This window comes from Providencia stuartii (assembly GCF_029277985.1).
In the GTDB taxonomy this organism is placed as follows: Bacteria; Pseudomonadota; Gammaproteobacteria; order Enterobacterales; family Enterobacteriaceae; genus Providencia; species Providencia zhejiangensis.
This window is the reverse complement of the sequence record NZ_CP119546.1, coordinates 3,492,171-3,509,423: the sequence shown is the minus strand read 5'-3', so window position 1 is coordinate 3,509,423 and position 17,253 is coordinate 3,492,171. Positions and strand designations below refer to the sequence as shown.

General features: G+C 41.6%; 26 protein-coding genes. 24 read left to right on the top strand and 2 right to left on the bottom strand.

The window, feature by feature from the left end; translation table 11 throughout:
* Position 1: 1 nt before the first annotated feature.
* Positions 2–244, bottom strand: a complete 243-nt coding sequence (locus P2E05_RS15715; protein ID WP_014656500.1) for a hypothetical protein — start codon at positions 242–244, stop codon at positions 2–4.
* 149 nt (positions 245–393) lie between these two features.
* Between P2E05_RS15715 and P2E05_RS15710 the strand changes: the two genes are divergently transcribed.
* From P2E05_RS15710 to P2E05_RS15615, 20 genes are all read left to right on the top strand, one after another.
* The gene (locus P2E05_RS15710; RefSeq protein WP_014656499.1) at positions 394–783 is read left to right on the top strand and encodes a putative holin; all 390 of its coding nucleotides are present in this window, start codon (positions 394–396) and stop codon (positions 781–783) included.
* Positions 780–1,067, top strand: a complete 288-nt coding sequence (locus P2E05_RS15705) for a phage holin family protein (protein WP_036970165.1) — start codon at positions 780–782, stop codon at positions 1,065–1,067. Before P2E05_RS15710 ends, P2E05_RS15705 begins: the two co-directional genes overlap by 4 nt.
* Positions 1,060–1,464, top strand: coding sequence for a structural protein (locus tag P2E05_RS15700; protein WP_123822231.1), 405 nt, complete (start codon positions 1,060–1,062; stop codon positions 1,462–1,464). Before P2E05_RS15705 ends, P2E05_RS15700 begins: the two co-directional genes overlap by 8 nt.
* Positions 1,461–1,910: a lysis protein gene (locus P2E05_RS15695; protein WP_272578243.1), complete on the top strand. Its 450-nt coding sequence runs from the start codon at positions 1,461–1,463 to the stop codon at positions 1,908–1,910. Before P2E05_RS15700 ends, P2E05_RS15695 begins: the two co-directional genes overlap by 4 nt.
* Positions 1,907–2,062, top strand: a complete 156-nt coding sequence (locus P2E05_RS15690; RefSeq protein WP_169342200.1) for a hypothetical protein — start codon at positions 1,907–1,909, stop codon at positions 2,060–2,062. The genes P2E05_RS15695 and P2E05_RS15690 overlap by 4 nt, the downstream gene beginning before the upstream one ends.
* A gap of 541 nt (positions 2,063–2,603) precedes the next feature.
* Positions 2,604–3,386, top strand: a complete 783-nt coding sequence (locus tag P2E05_RS15685) for a KilA-N domain-containing protein (RefSeq protein WP_272578242.1) — start codon at positions 2,604–2,606, stop codon at positions 3,384–3,386.
* A gap of 33 nt (positions 3,387–3,419) precedes the next feature.
* Entirely contained in the window at positions 3,420–4,022 is a 603-nt protein-coding gene (locus P2E05_RS15680) for a hypothetical protein (RefSeq protein ID WP_170833832.1), read from the top strand.
* Positions 4,023–4,024: 2 nt separating this feature from the next.
* Complete coding sequence (locus tag P2E05_RS15675) at positions 4,025–5,509, top strand: terminase (protein ID WP_272578241.1); 1,485 nt, start codon at positions 4,025–4,027, stop codon at positions 5,507–5,509.
* Position 5,510: 1 nt separating this feature from the next.
* Entirely contained in the window at positions 5,511–6,887 is a 1,377-nt protein-coding gene (locus P2E05_RS15670) for a DUF4055 domain-containing protein (RefSeq protein WP_272578240.1), read from the top strand.
* A gap of 8 nt (positions 6,888–6,895) precedes the next feature.
* Entirely contained in the window at positions 6,896–7,960 is a 1,065-nt protein-coding gene (locus P2E05_RS15665; RefSeq protein ID WP_272578239.1) for a minor capsid protein, read from the top strand.
* 44 nt (positions 7,961–8,004) lie between these two features.
* Positions 8,005–8,394, top strand: a complete 390-nt coding sequence (locus tag P2E05_RS15660) for a Gp49 family protein (protein ID WP_272578238.1) — start codon at positions 8,005–8,007, stop codon at positions 8,392–8,394.
* An 86-nt stretch (positions 8,395–8,480) separates the two neighbouring features.
* On the top strand, positions 8,481–9,185 hold the full coding sequence (locus P2E05_RS15655; protein WP_272578237.1) for a hypothetical protein: 705 nt from the start codon (positions 8,481–8,483) through the stop codon (positions 9,183–9,185).
* A gap of 15 nt (positions 9,186–9,200) precedes the next feature.
* Positions 9,201–10,214, top strand: a complete 1,014-nt coding sequence (locus P2E05_RS15650) for a phage coat protein (RefSeq protein ID WP_272578236.1) — start codon at positions 9,201–9,203, stop codon at positions 10,212–10,214.
* A 62-nt stretch (positions 10,215–10,276) separates the two neighbouring features.
* Positions 10,277–10,654, top strand: a complete 378-nt coding sequence (locus P2E05_RS15645) for a DUF7370 family protein (RefSeq protein WP_105881123.1) — start codon at positions 10,277–10,279, stop codon at positions 10,652–10,654.
* Between the two features lies 1 nt (position 10,655).
* Entirely contained in the window at positions 10,656–11,027 is a 372-nt protein-coding gene (locus P2E05_RS15640; protein WP_272578235.1) for a hypothetical protein, read from the top strand.
* Position 11,028: 1 nt separating this feature from the next.
* Positions 11,029–11,397 (top strand): HK97 gp10 family phage protein, encoded by a 369-nt coding sequence (locus P2E05_RS15635; RefSeq protein WP_272578234.1) that lies wholly within the window; start codon positions 11,029–11,031, stop codon positions 11,395–11,397.
* Positions 11,394–11,762 (top strand): phage tail termination protein, encoded by a 369-nt coding sequence (locus P2E05_RS15630; RefSeq protein ID WP_131679887.1) that lies wholly within the window; start codon positions 11,394–11,396, stop codon positions 11,760–11,762. The genes P2E05_RS15635 and P2E05_RS15630 overlap by 4 nt, the downstream gene beginning before the upstream one ends.
* 67 nt (positions 11,763–11,829) lie before the next feature.
* Entirely contained in the window at positions 11,830–12,582 is a 753-nt protein-coding gene (locus P2E05_RS15625) for an Ig-like domain-containing protein (RefSeq protein ID WP_272578233.1), read from the top strand.
* Between the two features lie 51 nt (positions 12,583–12,633).
* Complete coding sequence (locus P2E05_RS15620) at positions 12,634–13,323, top strand: DUF6246 family protein (protein WP_272657331.1); 690 nt, start codon at positions 12,634–12,636, stop codon at positions 13,321–13,323.
* A 46-nt stretch (positions 13,324–13,369) separates the two neighbouring features.
* On the top strand, positions 13,370–13,741 hold the full coding sequence (locus P2E05_RS15615; RefSeq protein ID WP_072502332.1) for a hypothetical protein: 372 nt from the start codon (positions 13,370–13,372) through the stop codon (positions 13,739–13,741).
* 13 nt (positions 13,742–13,754) lie between these two features.
* Here P2E05_RS15615 and P2E05_RS15610 read toward each other — a convergent pair whose 3' ends face one another.
* Complete coding sequence (locus tag P2E05_RS15610) at positions 13,755–13,937, bottom strand: hypothetical protein (protein WP_004247510.1); 183 nt, start codon at positions 13,935–13,937, stop codon at positions 13,755–13,757.
* Positions 13,938–14,190: 253 nt separating this feature from the next.
* On the opposite strand from P2E05_RS15610, the gene P2E05_RS15605 reads away from it, so the two are divergent.
* From P2E05_RS15605 to P2E05_RS15590, 4 genes are all read left to right on the top strand, one after another.
* A complete protein-coding gene (locus P2E05_RS15605; protein WP_196715497.1) occupies positions 14,191–15,084 on the top strand; it encodes a hypothetical protein in 894 nt (297 codons plus the stop codon).
* A 326-nt stretch (positions 15,085–15,410) separates the two neighbouring features.
* Complete coding sequence (locus P2E05_RS15600) at positions 15,411–16,007, top strand: hypothetical protein (RefSeq protein ID WP_276122882.1); 597 nt, start codon at positions 15,411–15,413, stop codon at positions 16,005–16,007.
* Positions 15,998–16,408, top strand: a complete 411-nt coding sequence (locus tag P2E05_RS15595; RefSeq protein ID WP_276122881.1) for a type II toxin-antitoxin system YafO family toxin — start codon at positions 15,998–16,000, stop codon at positions 16,406–16,408. The genes P2E05_RS15600 and P2E05_RS15595 overlap by 10 nt, the downstream gene beginning before the upstream one ends.
* 129 nt (positions 16,409–16,537) lie before the next feature.
* Positions 16,538–17,236 carry a hypothetical protein gene (locus P2E05_RS15590; RefSeq protein WP_272657337.1) on the top strand — a complete coding sequence of 233 codons (699 nt, stop codon included), beginning with the start codon at positions 16,538–16,540 and terminating at the stop codon, positions 17,234–17,236.
* The last annotated feature ends 17 nt before the right edge of the window (positions 17,237–17,253 follow it).

Here is a 17,253-nt window from a genome sequence, read left to right as displayed (position 1 = left end):
ATTACAATTGAACAAACTTACCTTGTTCTTGAGCATTCCCTTTTAATTGCTCAGCAAGGAATTTTAGTTTTTCTTTTACGCTATCATCAAACCCTTGATGGTCAGCCATTGCCACAATTAAATCGGCGAGCATAACTGCATTATCACGTGGAATTACACATCCGAGATATCCGAATGCAATTCGAAGTGCTGCAACTTCATCTTGTATTTCTCTAAGTGTTTTATCTTTTTCAGTAATCGTCATAAAAGTCCTCACACCGAAGTTAATCAGCCATCGCTTCGGTAAGTTACATAGGGCTGAACATTTAACTTATCTCAAATGCTGATTAAATTCATTAATCCAAATCCGGTCACCTAATGGTGGCTTTCTATTAACTAATCAGGACTACATATATGCAAGAGCCGTTAACAGGCACAGCAACCGCCTCGTTAGCGGGTGTCTCTATTGTAGGTCTCTATTCAGGTATGGACGCAGGCGTTGTAATCGGTGCGTTCGCAGGGGCGGTGATATTTGTATTGTCTGCTCATGATATCCGGCTGTTAAAGCGATGGGCGTATTTCACGGTTGCATTTGCGATTGGGATATTAGGCGCTGATTTCATGTCGTCACTACTGAGTGGCATTATCGGAGATAGAGAGGTTGATCGCTCTGTTGGTGCTATGTTCTCATCGGCTGGTTTGGTTGGCGTATTGGTAACAATATCTAAACCCGGTGCTCTCACAGACAGTATCAACAACGTTATTAACAACCTGATAGATAAATTCAGAGGAGGTGGAAGATGACCATCTCAATGTTTTGGATTTACGTCAATTTTTTCTCATGCTTATTCGCTGTTATTCGTCTTGTTAACTATGAGCGTAATGGCGCTAAATACAAATTCTTTCCGTCACTTATAGCATGGGTTCTCATTGTTATGCTTGGTTCTATCCCACTACGCATATTAACGAATGACTACGCGCATGCAGATCCATTTGAAGTCGGAATCAATATCACGCTATGCGCACTAATAATTCTTAGTCGTGGGAACGTGATGCAAATATTTAGAGGGGTTAGTAAAAATGGCTAGACCAGCACGCGGCGAGCGCAATAACAATCCGGGCAATATTCGACACGGCTCAAAATGGCAAGGACTATCCGCACAGCAAACAGATCCGAGCTTCTGCCAATTCGTATCACCTGAATACGGTATTCGGGCAATCTATAAATTACTGCAAACATACCAAAAGAAATACGAACTCAACACTGTCGAGTCGATTATCGATCGGTATGCGCCACCAAATGAAAATAATACTACTGGTTACATTAATCGAGCGGCTAAAGATATCGGTGTTAGCGTAAATGAACCTATTAATGTTTCATCTAAATCAGTTGCCATTGCGTTGGCTACGGCGATTGTCGGTGTTGAGCTTGGTTATCAGCCGTACAGTCAGAAAGTATTTGAAGATGCTTGGTTGTTGTTATGAGTATTGGTAAATGGGTTCTTTTAATTGGCTCTGTGATTTGTGTTTTTTCACTCCAATACTTAGTTGTAAAAGTTGGCGAGTTGAGTAAAGAAAACCAATCACTCACTGAACAACTCTCACAACAAGTCGACATCAACAAAGACTATCAAGCCCGTATCACTCGATTAAATCAACTCGATATTAAATACACTCAGGAGTTAGTCAGTGCAAAGAATGAAATTGACCAGTTGCGTATTGCTGCTGAGCGTAATCCTGAGCGGGTGTACATCAGAGCCAGTTGTCCGAAAGGCGAAGGCAGTTCCACCTCCGGCTTGGATGATGGAGCAACCGCCAGACCTACTGACTCCGCTGTCAGAAATTATTGGTTACTCAGAAACAGAATTGCAGAGTCAGAGCAGATGATTAAGGGGTTGCAAGACTACATTAGAACGGAGTGTTTACAGTGAGCTTAGAGGTCGTTTTTTTACTTGCCGAAAGAAGCGAGGTGCAACGTATTCTAGATGGCATTTCGTGGAATGACATTATCGGCAAGATGACATTTACTAGTCGCTTAATGAAAGTGGAATCTCAATTGCGAGATTTAGGCGTTAGTTTTTAATGTCAGACAAGAAAGCAATACGGGAAATTGAACAACAACGGCGGGTAATTGAATAAAAAAAAGCCCACACAGCGTTGGGCTAAGCACATCTGTTGAACAAATGAATATCACATTAAATGTAGTTAACGTATTCAAAATATGCAAGCGAATAATGAGCCTCTGAGAAATCAGGGGCTTTCTGCCATGACAGTATAGGCATGCTGGAAATCGCCATTTAGCCCACAACGACACGTAAAGGCGGTCAATTTGACCGTTAGTAATAAAAACAATGCATTACCATCTATTTCCATTGGTCACTGATTCGATGACCAATGAGCAGGTAATCTAGTTTTGTGACAGAATTAAGCATAATCAACAGGTTATATCTACATACGGGATTATCCCGTATCTACATAAATCGCATTTCGCTCTGTGCATAGCACGCACATTTAAAACACCAAGAGGCTACAGAAAGTGAGCCTGAGAACTGCCGTTATAGCTGGCAAGCTCTCTTGGGGCGGCTTTTCTGTGCTACAGGCTCTCTTTCTATAGGAAATATGCAATGATTAAAATCGTACCTATGAAGTATGACGAAACTCTGATCCCGTTTAATGGCGATTGTTGGGTTAATGCTACAGCAGCAGCTAGGCACTTTGGAAAACTAACCAAAGACTGGTTAAGGGTCTCATCAACTAAAGAGTATATCTACGAGGTTGGCAAAGAGCTTGATATTGAAGCGTATAATTCTAAAGAGGAGATTTCTCCCCTTTTAGTTCGAGTAGAAAAAGGACGACATGGCGGTACTTGGATCCATCCTGAATTAGTAATTGAGTTTGCTAGATGGTTATCACCAAAATTTGCTCGCGCTTGTGACCGGCACATTAAAAACATGTTGATGTCACAGAGTATGACATTGACCGAAGATCAGGTTATTGGGTTACTGACATACAAAGAAGCTACTGAGTGGGAAAAGAGATTTCAAGAACCCTATTATAGAGCGCTATCAAAGATGTCAGGGACTCCTTATTTTGGTCATGTTGGCGGTTGTCCATTATTGTTCGCTGGCATCACGGCTAAATGGGTTTATGGCGTTGCATTGCCTGATTATGTGTATGAATCAGTCAAAGAAAATAAAGGCGACAGAGAAAAAATCCATCAGTATCTGAAAGGTGATGCCTTGCGTGCGGTAGAGCAGCAAATGGTGGCAGTAACAAATATTGCTAATAGTTCTGTTGACTACAAAGACTTTGATGCTCGATGTATGGCTGCTTTTGATGTTAAAGGACAAATGCAATTGCTTTATCCATCGAGCAATCAACCATCACACACTGCAACATTACAATAGGCCCTAGTGGCCTTTTTTATTTAAGGAATGGATATGGCTAAAAGACCAGATTGGGAGGCCATCGAGTCGGCTTACCGAGCTGGCGTGATGTCCATAAGGGAAATAGCATCTCAATACGAGATAACCCATCAGGCGATAAGTAAGCGCGCCAAGAAAGAAGGATGGGAGCGAGATTTAAAGGCAAAGGTTAAGGCTAGGGCTGAAAACTTGGTTGCCAAAAGGGAGGTTGCCAGTCTGGTTGCCACCGAAAAGGCTATTTCAGAACGGCAACTTATTGAGGCTAATGCCGAGGTTATCGCTAATGTCCGCATGGAGCATAGAGGCGATATTCGAAGGGCTAGAGAATTAACTAACAACTTATTTGATGAACTATCTGCTGAATGTGCTGATGTGCCAGCTTTAAGAAAACTTGGCGAGTTAATGTTTAGTCCTGATGACAACGGACGCGACAAACTCAATGAAATTTATCACTCAATCATCTCCCTGCCTGAGCGCGTTAAGTCAGCCAAAGCATTAAGTGAAACACTCAAAAACTTGGTTGGGCTTGAGCGTCAAGCATACGGGCTTGATGATGCTCAGCCGAATAAGACAGCTAGTCAGCTATCAGAACTAATGGATGACTTATCTAAGGAATAATCATGAAGCCAGAACATCTTGCATTATTAAGAGATAAGCTCTGGCGATTGAACCACCTATACTGGATCACAAACAAAGAAGGTAAGCCAGTTCGATTTAAAATGACGCCTGAGCAGCTTGAATACTTTGAAGGGATGCACACGCGAAACATTATCCTTAAAGCCCGTCAGCTTGGCTTCACTACTGAGGTTTGCATTATCCAGCTAGACGCAGCGTTATTTGAGGCTGCGAAATGTGCATTGATAGCCCACACACTTAACGATGCTAAGCGACTATTCAGGGAAAAGATAAAGTATGCCTATGACAAGCTACCCGATGAAATCAAAGCGGCTAACCCAGCGAGTAATGATGCGGCTGGTGAGTTGGTGTTTAGTAAAGGCGGGTCACTTTATATCAGCACGTCATTTCGTGGCGGTACGCTCCGCTATTTGCACGTTTCTGAGTTCGGTAAGATATGTGCTAAGTATCCAGAGAAAGCACGTGAGATTGTCACTGGCGCATTTGAGGCGGTATCAAGCGATTGTTTTACGACGATTGAAAGCACAGCGGAGGGTCGAGCAGGTTATTTCTTCGATTATTGCCAGTCTGCTGAGAAAGCGCAAATTCAGAATAAGACTCTCTCTAACCTAGACTGGAAGTTCTTTTTCTTCTCATGGTGGAAGAATCCAGAGTATGCCATCAACCCTGTTGAGCCATTACCGCAACGGTTAGTTGATTATTTCGATGAGATAGCCAGCAAACATGGTGTTCAATTAAACGAGCGCCAGAAAGCATGGTACTACGCCAAAGAGAAAACACTCGGCGAAGATATGAAGCGAGAATACCCGTCAATACCGTCTGAAGCATTTCAGCAATCGGTTGAGGGTGCTTATTACGCTAAACAATTCCGCTTTTTGTACGAGAATAAACGCATTGGCACACTTCCTAATAATTCACACTTACCCGTTCACACATACTGGGATATTGGCGTGGGTGACTCAACGTCAATCTGGTTTATTCGTGAAGTGGGCGAAGAGTTCCATGTCATAGACCACTACTCAAACAGCGGTGAAGGTCTACGACACTACATGAAAGTGCTGAAAGACAAAGGCTACACATATGCAAGTCACAATGGACCTCATGATATCGATAACCGCGAGTTTGGCTCAGATGCGAAATCACGTAGAGAGTTAGCGCGTGAAGGGTATGAAATTGACGGACAGGTTTACTCAATTCGATTTAATGTCGTGCCGAGAGTATCTATCGATGGGGGTATTGAGGCGGTACGTGAAATTCTCCCTCATTGTGCATTTGATGAGCATAAATGCGGCGAAGGCATCGCACACCTTGAAGCTTATCGCAAAGAGTGGGATGACAAAAAGGGATGTTGGAAAGATAAGCCACTTCATGACTACACATCACATGACGCTGACGGGTTCCGTTACTTTGCTGTAAGTAGACGAAATGTTAAGCGACTAACCGAGAAACTAGAATTCAACTGGAACTAATATGAATACAAACGTTGATTATAAACATCCAGCGTACAGCGAGTTTTTGCCTGAGTGGGACATGATTGGCGATTGTGTTGATGGCGAACGAGTTGTAAAAAGTAAAAAAGAAAAATACTTACCACATCCAGCGGATAAAAAGGATGCTGATGACAAAGATAACTCACGTTACAAGAGTTATCTGGCGAGAGCTTCATTCCTTAATGCTACGGGTAGAACGTTAAGTGGCCTACTCGGTATAGCATTTGGCAAGCCAGTAAAGATTAGCGTAAGCGGAGGCGTTGAATATTTAGAAACCGATATTGACGGTCAAGGCCAGCCATTAACGCAAATGATAAGAGATGCTTTATCGCAAAACTTACAGCGTGGACGTGCGGGCCTATTAAGCGATTTTAGCGGGTCAGGTGTTCAGTTTGAAGCAAATAAAGGCCGCCCATATATTCGATTGTTTACAGCAAAAGAAATCATTAACTGGCGAGTGACTAACGGGAAAACATCACTCGTTGTTCTTCAATATCAAGAGCCCGTTGATACCGAAGATTTTGAGCTAAAAATGCAGAAGAATTGGATTGAGTTACGGCTTATTGATGATGTGGCCCATTCTCGCCGTTGGTATGAAGATGGCGATATAAAAGTAACAGACTGGATTGTATTGAGTGATGCTACTGGGAAGCCCTTGAGTGAATTACCGTGGTCATGGATTGGTTCTATGAACAATGACCATACCCCTGACGCCCCACCGCTTGCTGATATAGCTTACTTAAATATCAAGCATTACCAAGCCGAAGCAGATATTGCAGAGTCAGCTCACACAGTTGGTCAGCCAATGATTGCTTTAACTGGTCTAGATAATACTTGGGTGCAAGATCATCTCAAAGATGGTTTTAATGTAGGCTCTCGTAAAGGTGTGTTGCTTCCTGTCGGCGGTGATATGAAGTTTGCCCAGCCAGAAGATAGGAATATCCAAATCACACTAGCAGAGCGCAGAGAGAAGCAAATGGCAATGCTAGGGGCTAAGTTAGTTGAGCGCGGTACATCGGCTAGAACAGCCACACAGGCTCAGGATGAGGCGCAAACAGATAACTCTGTGCTTTCCTTGTGTGCTGGCAATGTGGAGCAGGCTTTTAACCGAGCGCTTGGATTCTGCATTCAGTTTGCGGGAAGTGGTGAGGCGACTATCGAATTGAACAAAGTTTACGATGTTGCACAATTAGATTCTCAAGCAATTACGGCTTTACTTGCTGCTCTGCAATCAGGTGCTATGCGAATGATTGATTTTGTTAAGTACCTGCAAAGTATCAATATTATTCCGCAAGATGAGAAAGCTGAGGATGTTATCGAAGAGATAGAATTATCTAGAGCTAACTCAATGATGTAGAGGTGAGTATGCAATCACAATTGATGTTAGACAACTCAATGATGATCCAAATTCTCCTAGAACGCCTCAAAGCTGGCATTGTTGATAGTGAGGCAATGCAAAGAGAGTTAAGGGCGGCGGTTGCTAAGGCGTTAGCTAATTTCTCAGGCCAGATAACATCGAGGTCAAAACTAAATGCCATCATTGCTGAGTTAAAGCGAGAGTTATCACCAGTTCTTACCAGCTATTCTGAATATTTACTGCAATCGGTTATCGATATCGGTGTTGAGTCAAGTCAGCTTGAAGTTGATAGCTTATCGCAAATAGTGACAAATGAAGTAAGCAAGCCTAGTGCTGATAAAGTTGAGAAATCTATCTTAAATGTACCACTGATATTAACGGCTTGGGGAGGCTCACTGTTCCTCAAGAAGTTTATATCCTCTTGGGTAAATAGTTCAGTTCAACAAGTAGAGAATCAGGCCGTTTTGGCTATGGCTGCACAAAGTAATATTCAAACTCTACAGGCCACTATTAACGGGGCTGCAATTGATAGGTCGCAGGTTACAACATCAACAATATCTCGCATCACTTATAACTACCGAACAATTGCAAATACTGCTATTCAGCATGCACATACTTGCGCGGCTCAGGAGTTTTATAAGGAGAATGACGATTTAATCAAAGAGGAAGAATTCAGCGCCATATTGGACAATAAAACCTCATCTACGTGCAGGGCTTTATCTGGTAATAGATATCCGGTTGGTGTTGGTCCAATGCCGCCATTGCATCCTAACTGCCGAAGTCAGCGATTACCAATTCTTAATGATAGTTTTGCGGATTTGATAATCACTAGGCCAGTTGGCAGGTCTGAATGGGGGGAAGAAAATTATTATGAGTGGTTAACTCGCCAGCCTGCAAAGCGCCAAGATTTAATACTTGGGCCAACGAGAGGAAAGCTATTTCGTGATGGTGGTCTGTCGCCTGAGCGATTTGCACAATTACAGCTACACAAAAACTTTAAACCGATGACGCTCAAGGATATGCAAAAGCTTGCACCTGAAGCATTTGAGCGAGCCGGAATTGAATTGAAATAACACAGACCCGCCACTGAGCGGGTTTTTATTTAGAGGGTAAGTAAATGACAGATAAAGATATTGAAAAAGAGATTCAAGCTAAAGGTAAAACTGCCGCGCGTATCACGTCAGACCACATTGAAGGTGTAATTGCTAGCGAGCATTACTTTACTGCTGGTGATGGCTTTGCAGGTGCTCTATCAGCAAGTGATGAATTTAATAAATTAAGTGAGGTGGAACGCATTATTAACCCACCATCTCAATTGGATGTATTAACGTTTTGCGTTCTTGTTCTGAAAAATGGTTTCACTGTTACTGGTGAGTCAGCTTGTGCAAGCCCTGAAAATTTCGATGCGGAAATTGGTCGCAAAATTGCCAGACAGAACGCAGTTAATAAAATTTGGGCGCTTGAAGGTTATCTGCTCAAACAGAAAATTCACGATACAGAAAAATAGTTTTATTTGAATCATCAAGGTCACTTCGGTGGCCTTTTTTATTATCTGCGGTCAGAGGCCGCGCCATCTAAACCAGAGGTTTGACGATGTTTAAATATTTATTATCGAAAGAAGAATTTGACGCATTAACCGATGAGCAAAAGGCTTTTTACAAAGAGTCTGGCGGTAATTACCAGCTTCAAATTGAAGGTATGCCTGATATTCCAGATGTGTCAGGGCTTCAGAAAAAGGTTGATGAGTTGCTTTCTGAGAAAAAATCAGAGCAAGAGAAACGCCGACAAGCTGAAGAAGCTGCAAAGAAGGCAGCTGAAGAACAGGCTCGTAAAAATGGTGACATTGAATCATTAGAAAAAAGTTGGGCTGAAAAGTTAAAAGCACGTGAAAGCGAGCTATTAGCACAATTGCAGGAAAAAGATACAAGTCTACACACGCTTTTGGTTGATAACGTTGCACAGACATTGGCCACCAAATTGGCTGGTGATGCTGCTCCGTTAATCATGCCACACATTAAATCTCGCTTATCAGTAGAAGAAGGCAAAACGCGAGTCGTTGATTCGGCGGGGCATCCGTCTGCATTCACTATTGATGATCTAGAAAAAGAGTTTCGTAGTAACCCGTTATTTGCACCAGTAATTATTGGTAGCAAGGCCACAGGCACGGGAGGAGATACACATCACCACTCAACAGGGAAAAGCACTGGCAAAACGTGGAAAGACTACACAGAGGCCGAGCGAATCCGTTTGCTTGAAGAAAACCCAGAGGAATTCAAACGCCTCGCAAAAACGCAATAATTAGGAGAGTAAATAATGGCAACAACACGTTTATCGGACATTTTCCGTGGTGACTACTATCAAGCAATTGAGCCACAGAATAGTCCTGAAAAAACAGCAGTATTCGAATCTGGGATTATCACCCGATTACCACAGCTTGATGCTATCGCTTCTGGAAGCCAAGGCACTGCAACAATTAACTACTGGAATGATTTGGACGCAAATGAAGCGCCAAATGCAACCTCCGATGATCCAGACCAAATCGGACAGGTTGGAAAGGCTAGTCAATCAAGCCTGAAAGCTCGCGTTTTATATCTTAACAAAGGCTATGGGGTCGCAGATTTAGCGGCTGAGTTGGCAAACAGCGAGCCAATGTCTCATATTCGTAATCGTTTTGGTACTTATTGGACCCGTCAATGGCAGCGCTATCTCATTGGCACAGCTCGCGGGATTATTGGCAGTAATATCGCAAACAACGACAGCGACATGGTTATTGAAGGCGGAGAGATTATCTCAGCTAATAACTTGATTGATGCAGCATTCACTGCTGGCGATGCTGCTGATACGTTTAGTGCCATTGGCGTGCATTCCGTCATCATGAAACAAATGGCCACGCAAAACCTAATCGAAACTATCAGGGATTCTGAAGGGCGCATCATTTTGCAAACTTACCTCGGTAAGCCAATCTTCATGGATGACAGCTTGAAGAATGACGATGGGCGTTACCTGACAGTGTTCTTTGGTAGCGGGGCATTTGGCTATGGCAGCGGCTCGCCACATACACCAGTAGAGCTTGACCGTAAAGCATCTGGTGGTAATGGTGGAGGTGCTGAGGTGTTGTGGGAGCGTAAGACCTTCATTCTTCAGCCAGCAGGCTTTAGTTGGTTAGGAGAGGAGGACCCAAGCAAAACACCAACAAACATTGAGATTGCCAAGCCAGCTAACTGGACCCGTAAGTTTGAGCGCAAAAACGTGCCATTCGCAGCGGTATTAAGCGGCAAGCCAGATGGTGCAAGCACTCGTTCAGTGAAGGCAAAAACTGACGCTTAAGGCGGCAAATAAGACTGGTAAACAATAGGGGGCTTTTGCCCCTTTAATATTCAGGCGGTCTCATGGCTGTAGACATAACAATCGAACAGGTTCAGGAGTTGCTTGATTCAATGGGCTTTGAGGCTCCTGATTTTATTATTGAGTCATTTATCACTATTGCAAATGGAATAGATGACTGTCTTGACGCTTCAAACTATCCAGAAAGCACGGCTAGGCTCATCAAGCTTTATGCTGTTGTTTTGATGCTGTCATCCGCTGATGTGAGAAAAACAACATCCGAACACGCACCATCAGGCGCTTCTCGCTCCTATCAGTACTTTGATGATGGTAGAAAGCAGCTTGCTAACCTCTTATCAAGTTTAGATACGGCTGGTTGCACTGATGCGCTACCTATAAGCAAACCGCTATCAATAGTGCAATTCGACGTATTCAGGGGTTGATATGGCTAAAATGTCACGTTGGTCATACAAGAGTGTTGCTACTGTTTATCCCGTAAGCATGGGAGGTAAGTGGGGTGATGAAATTATTTTCGGCGCTCCATACCTTATTGATTGCAACTGGGTAGCAACGAACGAAAAGGCGATGGATGCTAACGGTGGTGAGTTTATTTCACGCTTGGTATTCAACACCGAATCATTTCACAAAGGTAAGCCTGTAAGGCTTCCTGAAGTTGGCGATTACATCGCTCAGAATGACACTCGCTCAATTCTAGACCCAAGGAAAGTTGAAGGTAATAGCTCAAAAATTAAAGCTGTTGATGGCTTTGATGCTCGAATGTTTAGGCAAGATCCTGATTACAAAATAAGGACTTGATATGGCAACGAGAGTTAGAGGTATTAATGAAGCTCGGGCTGCCTTATCTAGGATAGTTGGTGATATTACAGCCAATAAAGCGACAAGGGCTATGCACAGGGCGTTAGATATTGGAGGCAGGCAAGCAGCCATCTACACGCCAATCGATACAAAGACATTAATCAACTCAAGCTATCGGTCGGTTAGAGTGAATGGAACGATATTGACTGGGCGTGTTGGTTATAGTGCTAGTTATGCTGTTTATGTTCATGACCCTAGGGTTGTACAAAAGTTTAAGCGCCCAACAGCTAAAAAGCTTTTCCTTGATTCAGGTTTTGAAGAAACAAGAGAAATGATTGACGCAGCGATAATGGAGGAAATGAGATTGTGATTATTGATGATTTCCTTGACTACTTAGAGCGAGGTGGCTTAACAAATGACTTTACTGTGCAGCGGTTGCAGTGGGAAGAGAAGGCTAATACCAAAACTCAACAGTATTTAGTCATTCAACCTAATGATGGCTCTGGGCGATTTGGTGAGTTAAGCGCTGATGACTATGTGGATGTAATTCTAGTATCAGAGCAAAGCAACCCAATTCCCGCATTAACTCGTGCTGATGAAATTATCAAATATGTAGCAGCAAACCCCAGTGACTGTAATCTCAACTCAGTTTTTAACATGGGTGGGTTGCCATCAGGAATTGTAACCACAGAAAACCGAACGATATTCAGGCTCTCATTCCGCTGCTTATCATAAACAAACAAATCTCAAACTAGGTCGCCAATGTGCGGCCTTTTTTATTTTCTATAGAAAGAGGTAAAACATGGCTAACTGCCCTAAGAAAGGCTTATCAATTGGTGGTGCAACTATTTTACGTGTCGCTCGTGGTTGCGATGACCAAGCACCAGGTTTAAGCGATTACTTACGTCTTGGTGCGCTGACAGATAAAGGGTTTGATGGAAATTTAGAAGCTATCACTTCTAATGCTGATGACATCCGTAACTTAACAGAATCGGTTGTTACTGGTGCTGACCCAACCATTAGTTTTAGTGGTGAAGTCAAAAGCACTGGTAGCGCAGGTTCTGAATCAGCATTTGCATTAGCTAAAGAAATCTTTGACGAGATTATTGCTGGTCGCCAGCCGTCATATTGGGTGCAGCTTGATTTGAATGGTGATGGCAAAAATATCATTCAGTGTTACATGGTGTTCACTTCATGGTCGATGGCATTTCCAACAAAAGAAGTGGCAACGTATGAAGGTGAGCTAAAAGTAAGTACGGCTGATACTTGGGAGTGGTTGAGCGAAGAAGTTGTCGTGCAAGGTGTTTCCGTTACTCCGACAACTTTGAGTGTCAAAGAAGGCGAAAAGAAAACTTTTACTGTTAGTTTTCAACCAGTAGATGCAACGAATAAGGCATACACCGCAGCTAGCGACAAGCCAGCAACGGCGACAGCCAGTCAGCTAATGAATGTAGTTACTGTCACAGGTGTTGCGGCAGGAACAGCGAACGTAACAGTCACATCAGAAGATGGTGCAAAAACAGCTAAGTGCGCAGTTACTGTCACCGCCGCTTAATATTACAAAGGGTGCTTTCGAGTGCCCTTGATAATATTCAGGGGGGGGCACATGACAGCAAGAAAAGAGTACGGCGAATTTACGATATCAACGCCTGATAAAGATTATTTGTTTAGGCCATCATTTGACGCAATGACGAGAATAGGGACGCCAGAGCAGATTGTTAACGCATTTACTTTGCTAAGTGGCGCAGAAGTTCAGGTGTTAATTGCTCGCGCTATACAAGCTTATGGTACAGTTCCTGATTGGCTGTTAAAAGCATTAAAAAAGCCAACGTATGGGCGTAGTGTTTTATCAACTTCAATGATGATAATGCAAGCTTGTTGTAATGATGATTGCGATGAGCTTATAGGCGAGTGGAAGCCCAGTAAAAATGGTGTCATCTATAAAATGGGTAAGGTGCCAATTACAGATATCATCGTGTTAGCTCGTGAGTTAATGACCCACGGCATTATCGGTAAGGCCAAAGTTAGAAAGCTTCAGCGTAACGAAGGTAAAAACGAATTTACTGATAGCTTTAATGCTATCGAATATATTACCGCTGCTCGTGCTCATTTCGGTGTGAATCGCGAGGAAGCTGAGCAATTAACAATGACCGAGTTCGTCATGATGCTAAAAGCTAAATATCCAGACGGGAAGGGTTTCACGCGCGAAGAATACGACGAGATCATGAAAGCTGATGACCAGCGCAATGATGAGCTGATCAGTGGTAAGCGTCGGTTGGTGAGTGGGAAGAGGTAAGTAGCCAATTATTAGGGTTGAGATGTTTTATAGTAAAGGTAAGAATATGAATAAAATCCTAAGGCAGTATCGACATATGAAGGTACCTTTATTTGAATCTGGATATATTATCTATTGTGGCTCTTGGGATGATTGGCGCTCTCTACATGAAAAACTAGGCATTGATGGTGGGGATAGTTTTGTTAACGGTGCAAGTCATACAGTTACTAACACTCAGTGTGTACTCCATATTATTGGTGTGTTTAACGGTAAATTATCTACTCTAGCTCACGAATGCGCACATATAGCGTTCGACATTTGTCACCGCGTCGGTGTGAGCGTTGAAACAGGAGCCGCGAATGAAACATTTTGTCATCTTATTAGTAGGATGGTGGATTTCTGTGTTAAACCCAAAAAAGCCGACGTAGGCCGGCTTTAATTATTACAACAGGTTAAGGACGCTTACTGTTTGGTGTTCTTTTTTCAAGAACCCATGTGTTACCTGATTGCGTTGTTGGTGGTAGCTTTTCGTTGTCTCTCACTGTGGCATAATTGTTTTTTAAACCGCCACGAGGTCCAACTTCTCGATAGATACCGCCATCTTTACCTGTGTTTTCACCGGGTTTTTTACCCATAATAAAAACTCCTTGTAATGCTCGTTATTGAGCAGAACAAATATTAGACGTGAATTTAATTAAGTCAAATATCCGTACAAAGGAAATGGGGCTGCTACTAACCTGATGACGTTTGGTCCTTTATTCGTTTTCTGAAAGCGCTAAGTTTTCCTTTTAACACTCATCACTGATCAAATTACCAGATAACCATCCTTAAGTAATATTGATATTATGTAAAAAAAATTAATATACTCTACTCAAAGGATGTCAATGCATGGCTGAGGTATTGTCGTTAAGTTTTAAGGAGAAATTCTATTATTCAACTGAAAATCCAGTAAGTGTAAAAGAGATAATCAAATCTTTACAAGGCTGGGAAGCTATAGCAAAACAGTCGCGCGAAGTATTTGCAAATTTGACTGATTGTGAAATTGACGGAGTAGAGCTTGAAGTTGAATTATTGCGATCTGGCAGTCTATACGAAGACCTAGTAATTAAGTTATTATTTGGGTCGCAAGAAAAACTGGATAAGTTTGTGGAAAAATGTCACGCCGTGATAGGAGAAGGAGCCGTGAGAAATACACTTGTTTTTGCGGTTGTATCCGGAATGGTGGGATATGGATTATATCTTGCTAGTGCAGCCATGAGTCCAGACAAGGTAAGTCACTTTGAGGCAAACAACAATACGATTATTAATATTGGTGCAGGCGCTGCAAATTTGACACCAGAAGGATTAAAATCAGTTATTGAAACCTCTGTAAAGAATCCGAAATCATTGGCTGAAGGTGCTGTAAAAGTAATTTCACCAGCCAGAACAGATGAAAATGCTTCACTTATTATTGGTACTGGGCAGCAAACTATATCTATTCCGCCAGAAACAATCCGACAAGCTCCAACTTCAGTATCCATTGACCCGTTGACGCAAGTTAGAGATTACCCTGACGTTGATGTTCAAATAAGAGCACTAGATCTAGATAATCCCTCTAAAGGATGGGCTGCTGTTGTGCCGGGTATCATAGATAGAAGGGTTAAATTAGTACTAGACCCGAATGTATCAGCCGAATCTTTATCTGGAAGGCTTTCATTTCGCGGCGATATAACAGTAATTTCCACGTTGAAAAATAATGAATATAAACCAACAGAGATTTTGCTAAGAGAAATAATAGAGTAAGGCTTCAAACTAACCCACTCCGGTGGGTTTTTTGTTGTCTGAATATCTCAAATTATTGATATTGTTTGATTGTTCTAAATTGGAATGAACGACCTACAAAATAATTGTAGGTAACTACAAAAGTTTTGTAGTTTAAATATTGAGCGACTCCTAAAGAGTTTTACAAAAAAGTTGCAAAACTTATCTTGTGTAACTTATTGATATTAATTAATTCCGGCGAATCGACGGATTGATAGCACGTCCTTGGGATTGTGATGAATGTATGTGCTTTAGTTTGAAATGATGTATAATTTGTATGCACATTTGTATCTATGAGGCAATAAACCATGATTTCAGAGGCTATTATGATGGCAATGCTATCAAATCCAACAGATAAAAAAGATGTGGATTCAGGCTTGGCTAATTTGGCTATGTCTATAGCTACTATTGTCGATAAAAAGGCAAAGGGTGATGTATCGCCAGATGAAATTATGGATTTAATTGTTGATGGCAAGACCGTGCTAACAACCCTTGTAGCTTCAATCGATGAAGTAATAGCTTTACTTGATGACCCAACAAAAGATGACATAAAAAAACATGCAGGTAATAACCCAGAAGATGTAATGCATGAGTTGGAGCGGGTGATTAAGCATGGTAATAATGCAGTTATGATGATTGAGGCAATGTATAGCATTGCTAAAACTACCAAGGCTTTTCATCCATTTGAAAGCATAGCTGATGGTTACTTTAAAGAAGTTATTCTTAAAATGTCTGCATTAAGAAACCATATGCAAGCAATATATCGACAATTTAACCAACATATTAACCAGTTGCCTGCAATGGTAGAGGAGGATGGGTTTAGCGACGAGGATATAGCCTTATTTAATTCCTCAATTGCTGAATTTAATCGAGATCTGCTTGCTGGTAACTTGCAATGCCAATAGTGACAATCACGCCTAGATATAAAGATAACGGTATTTATCGGAAGTATGCGGCTAAGCTATCAGCAGCTCTTAATGGGGTATCCCTCTCTGGGTATGTGGGTAAATTTGCTGATTTTAGGAATAGTGCCATAGCGCGTCAGTCATTTATTGAAAAGATTCATATAAGAACGCCAAATGAAAAACCTTGGGGTGGCGAAACTCGACAGGCTGTTAGAGTGAGCGATAACTTCTTGGTGTTTTGTAAGCACTGTATGTACGATGACTATTACCAAATTCTGGCAATCATAACTCCTGATGCACATGCCCGTTCGGATGCGTTGCTTCCAGTATTGTCAGATATGGCTGAATCTCATTTTCATTCTTTATCACTTAAAGAATTAGCTGAATTAGAGCAATTTTAAACAAAATAGCCCGCCCTTGGGCTTGCAATCCAGATCACACACCACGCCTCTTAACTGAGGTCTTTTGCTTTGTTTTGCGGCAACCTCAGGCTATCATAAGGGAAATTAATAATACAAATAGGTGATGGGATGAAGAAGTTTATTTTAGCTTTAATATTTGTTTTCTCTATTATCATTGGCGTGATTTCTAATTATGTTTTAGTACCTTTTGAGAGCGGCATTGGTAAGGTTATATTATTTGGTGTAATTGTTTTATTTTATTTTCTCTCAAAAATTTCGATAATACAGGCCAAAAAGAAAGGCGACGGATGGTTATTTGTGGTGATCGGCAGTGATATGTTAACACTGATAGGTCTGTCTACAATGTTTAAACTACCAGAGTACATTGAAAACAATATCTTTTATAATATTTGCATATCAAGCGTAATATTTATCTTGTTATTATCTTGGTACCATGCAATGGATAGTGAAACTAAGAAAATTAATAGGGATAACATTGCGGGAACAGAGCCAAATAAAACTGATTCGCAAATATTTAGTGACGATGACTTTAATAAAAAATCACAAATAATAGAGTTAGAGGATAATGTAAGTCATATGAAATCAACTCTCGCTAGTATTAAATCAGATATGGAAACTAGCAAAAGTGATATAAGAACCTTAAAATCTGACATTGAGGTCATTAAGTCTAATTATGCCACTAAGCAAGATATTGAAATAATCAAAACTGAAGTCCAGAAGGCAATATCAACGCAAACAAAATGGCTCATGGCGACAATATTTGTGGTTCTTGGTGCAGGAATCACCATTGCAAAATTACTATTTTAATTTGCTCCCAATTGCGG

Coding starts and splice junctions, on each gene's coding strand:
- P2E05_RS15620 (WP_272657331.1), top strand. CDS start 12,634: ATGACAGCAAGAAAAGAGTACGGCGAATTTACGATATCAACGCCTGAT.
- P2E05_RS15660 (WP_272578238.1), top strand. CDS start 8,005: ATGACAGATAAAGATATTGAAAAAGAGATTCAAGCTAAAGGTAAAACT.
- P2E05_RS15685 (WP_272578242.1), top strand. CDS start 2,604: ATGATTAAAATCGTACCTATGAAGTATGACGAAACTCTGATCCCGTTT.
- P2E05_RS15605 (WP_196715497.1), top strand. CDS start 14,191: ATGGCTGAGGTATTGTCGTTAAGTTTTAAGGAGAAATTCTATTATTCA.
- P2E05_RS15695 (WP_272578243.1), top strand. CDS start 1,461: ATGAGTATTGGTAAATGGGTTCTTTTAATTGGCTCTGTGATTTGTGTT.
- P2E05_RS15710 (WP_014656499.1), top strand. CDS start 394: ATGCAAGAGCCGTTAACAGGCACAGCAACCGCCTCGTTAGCGGGTGTC.
- P2E05_RS15635 (WP_272578234.1), top strand. CDS start 11,029: ATGGCAACGAGAGTTAGAGGTATTAATGAAGCTCGGGCTGCCTTATCT.
- P2E05_RS15590 (WP_272657337.1), top strand. CDS start 16,538: ATGAAGAAGTTTATTTTAGCTTTAATATTTGTTTTCTCTATTATCATT.
- P2E05_RS15610 (WP_004247510.1), bottom strand. CDS start 13,937: ATGGGTAAAAAACCCGGTGAAAACACAGGTAAAGATGGCGGTATCTAT.
- P2E05_RS15615 (WP_072502332.1), top strand. CDS start 13,370: ATGAATAAAATCCTAAGGCAGTATCGACATATGAAGGTACCTTTATTT.
- P2E05_RS15650 (WP_272578236.1), top strand. CDS start 9,201: ATGGCAACAACACGTTTATCGGACATTTTCCGTGGTGACTACTATCAA.
- P2E05_RS15645 (WP_105881123.1), top strand. CDS start 10,277: ATGGCTGTAGACATAACAATCGAACAGGTTCAGGAGTTGCTTGATTCA.
- P2E05_RS15600 (WP_276122882.1), top strand. CDS start 15,411: ATGATTTCAGAGGCTATTATGATGGCAATGCTATCAAATCCAACAGAT.
- P2E05_RS15595 (WP_276122881.1), top strand. CDS start 15,998: ATGCCAATAGTGACAATCACGCCTAGATATAAAGATAACGGTATTTAT.
- P2E05_RS15700 (WP_123822231.1), top strand. CDS start 1,060: ATGGCTAGACCAGCACGCGGCGAGCGCAATAACAATCCGGGCAATATT.
- P2E05_RS15680 (WP_170833832.1), top strand. CDS start 3,420: ATGGCTAAAAGACCAGATTGGGAGGCCATCGAGTCGGCTTACCGAGCT.
- P2E05_RS15640 (WP_272578235.1), top strand. CDS start 10,656: ATGGCTAAAATGTCACGTTGGTCATACAAGAGTGTTGCTACTGTTTAT.
- P2E05_RS15625 (WP_272578233.1), top strand. CDS start 11,830: ATGGCTAACTGCCCTAAGAAAGGCTTATCAATTGGTGGTGCAACTATT.
- P2E05_RS15655 (WP_272578237.1), top strand. CDS start 8,481: ATGTTTAAATATTTATTATCGAAAGAAGAATTTGACGCATTAACCGAT.
- P2E05_RS15675 (WP_272578241.1), top strand. CDS start 4,025: ATGAAGCCAGAACATCTTGCATTATTAAGAGATAAGCTCTGGCGATTG.
- P2E05_RS15670 (WP_272578240.1), top strand. CDS start 5,511: ATGAATACAAACGTTGATTATAAACATCCAGCGTACAGCGAGTTTTTG.
- P2E05_RS15665 (WP_272578239.1), top strand. CDS start 6,896: ATGCAATCACAATTGATGTTAGACAACTCAATGATGATCCAAATTCTC.
- P2E05_RS15715 (WP_014656500.1), bottom strand. CDS start 244: ATGACGATTACTGAAAAAGATAAAACACTTAGAGAAATACAAGATGAA.
- P2E05_RS15705 (WP_036970165.1), top strand. CDS start 780: ATGACCATCTCAATGTTTTGGATTTACGTCAATTTTTTCTCATGCTTA.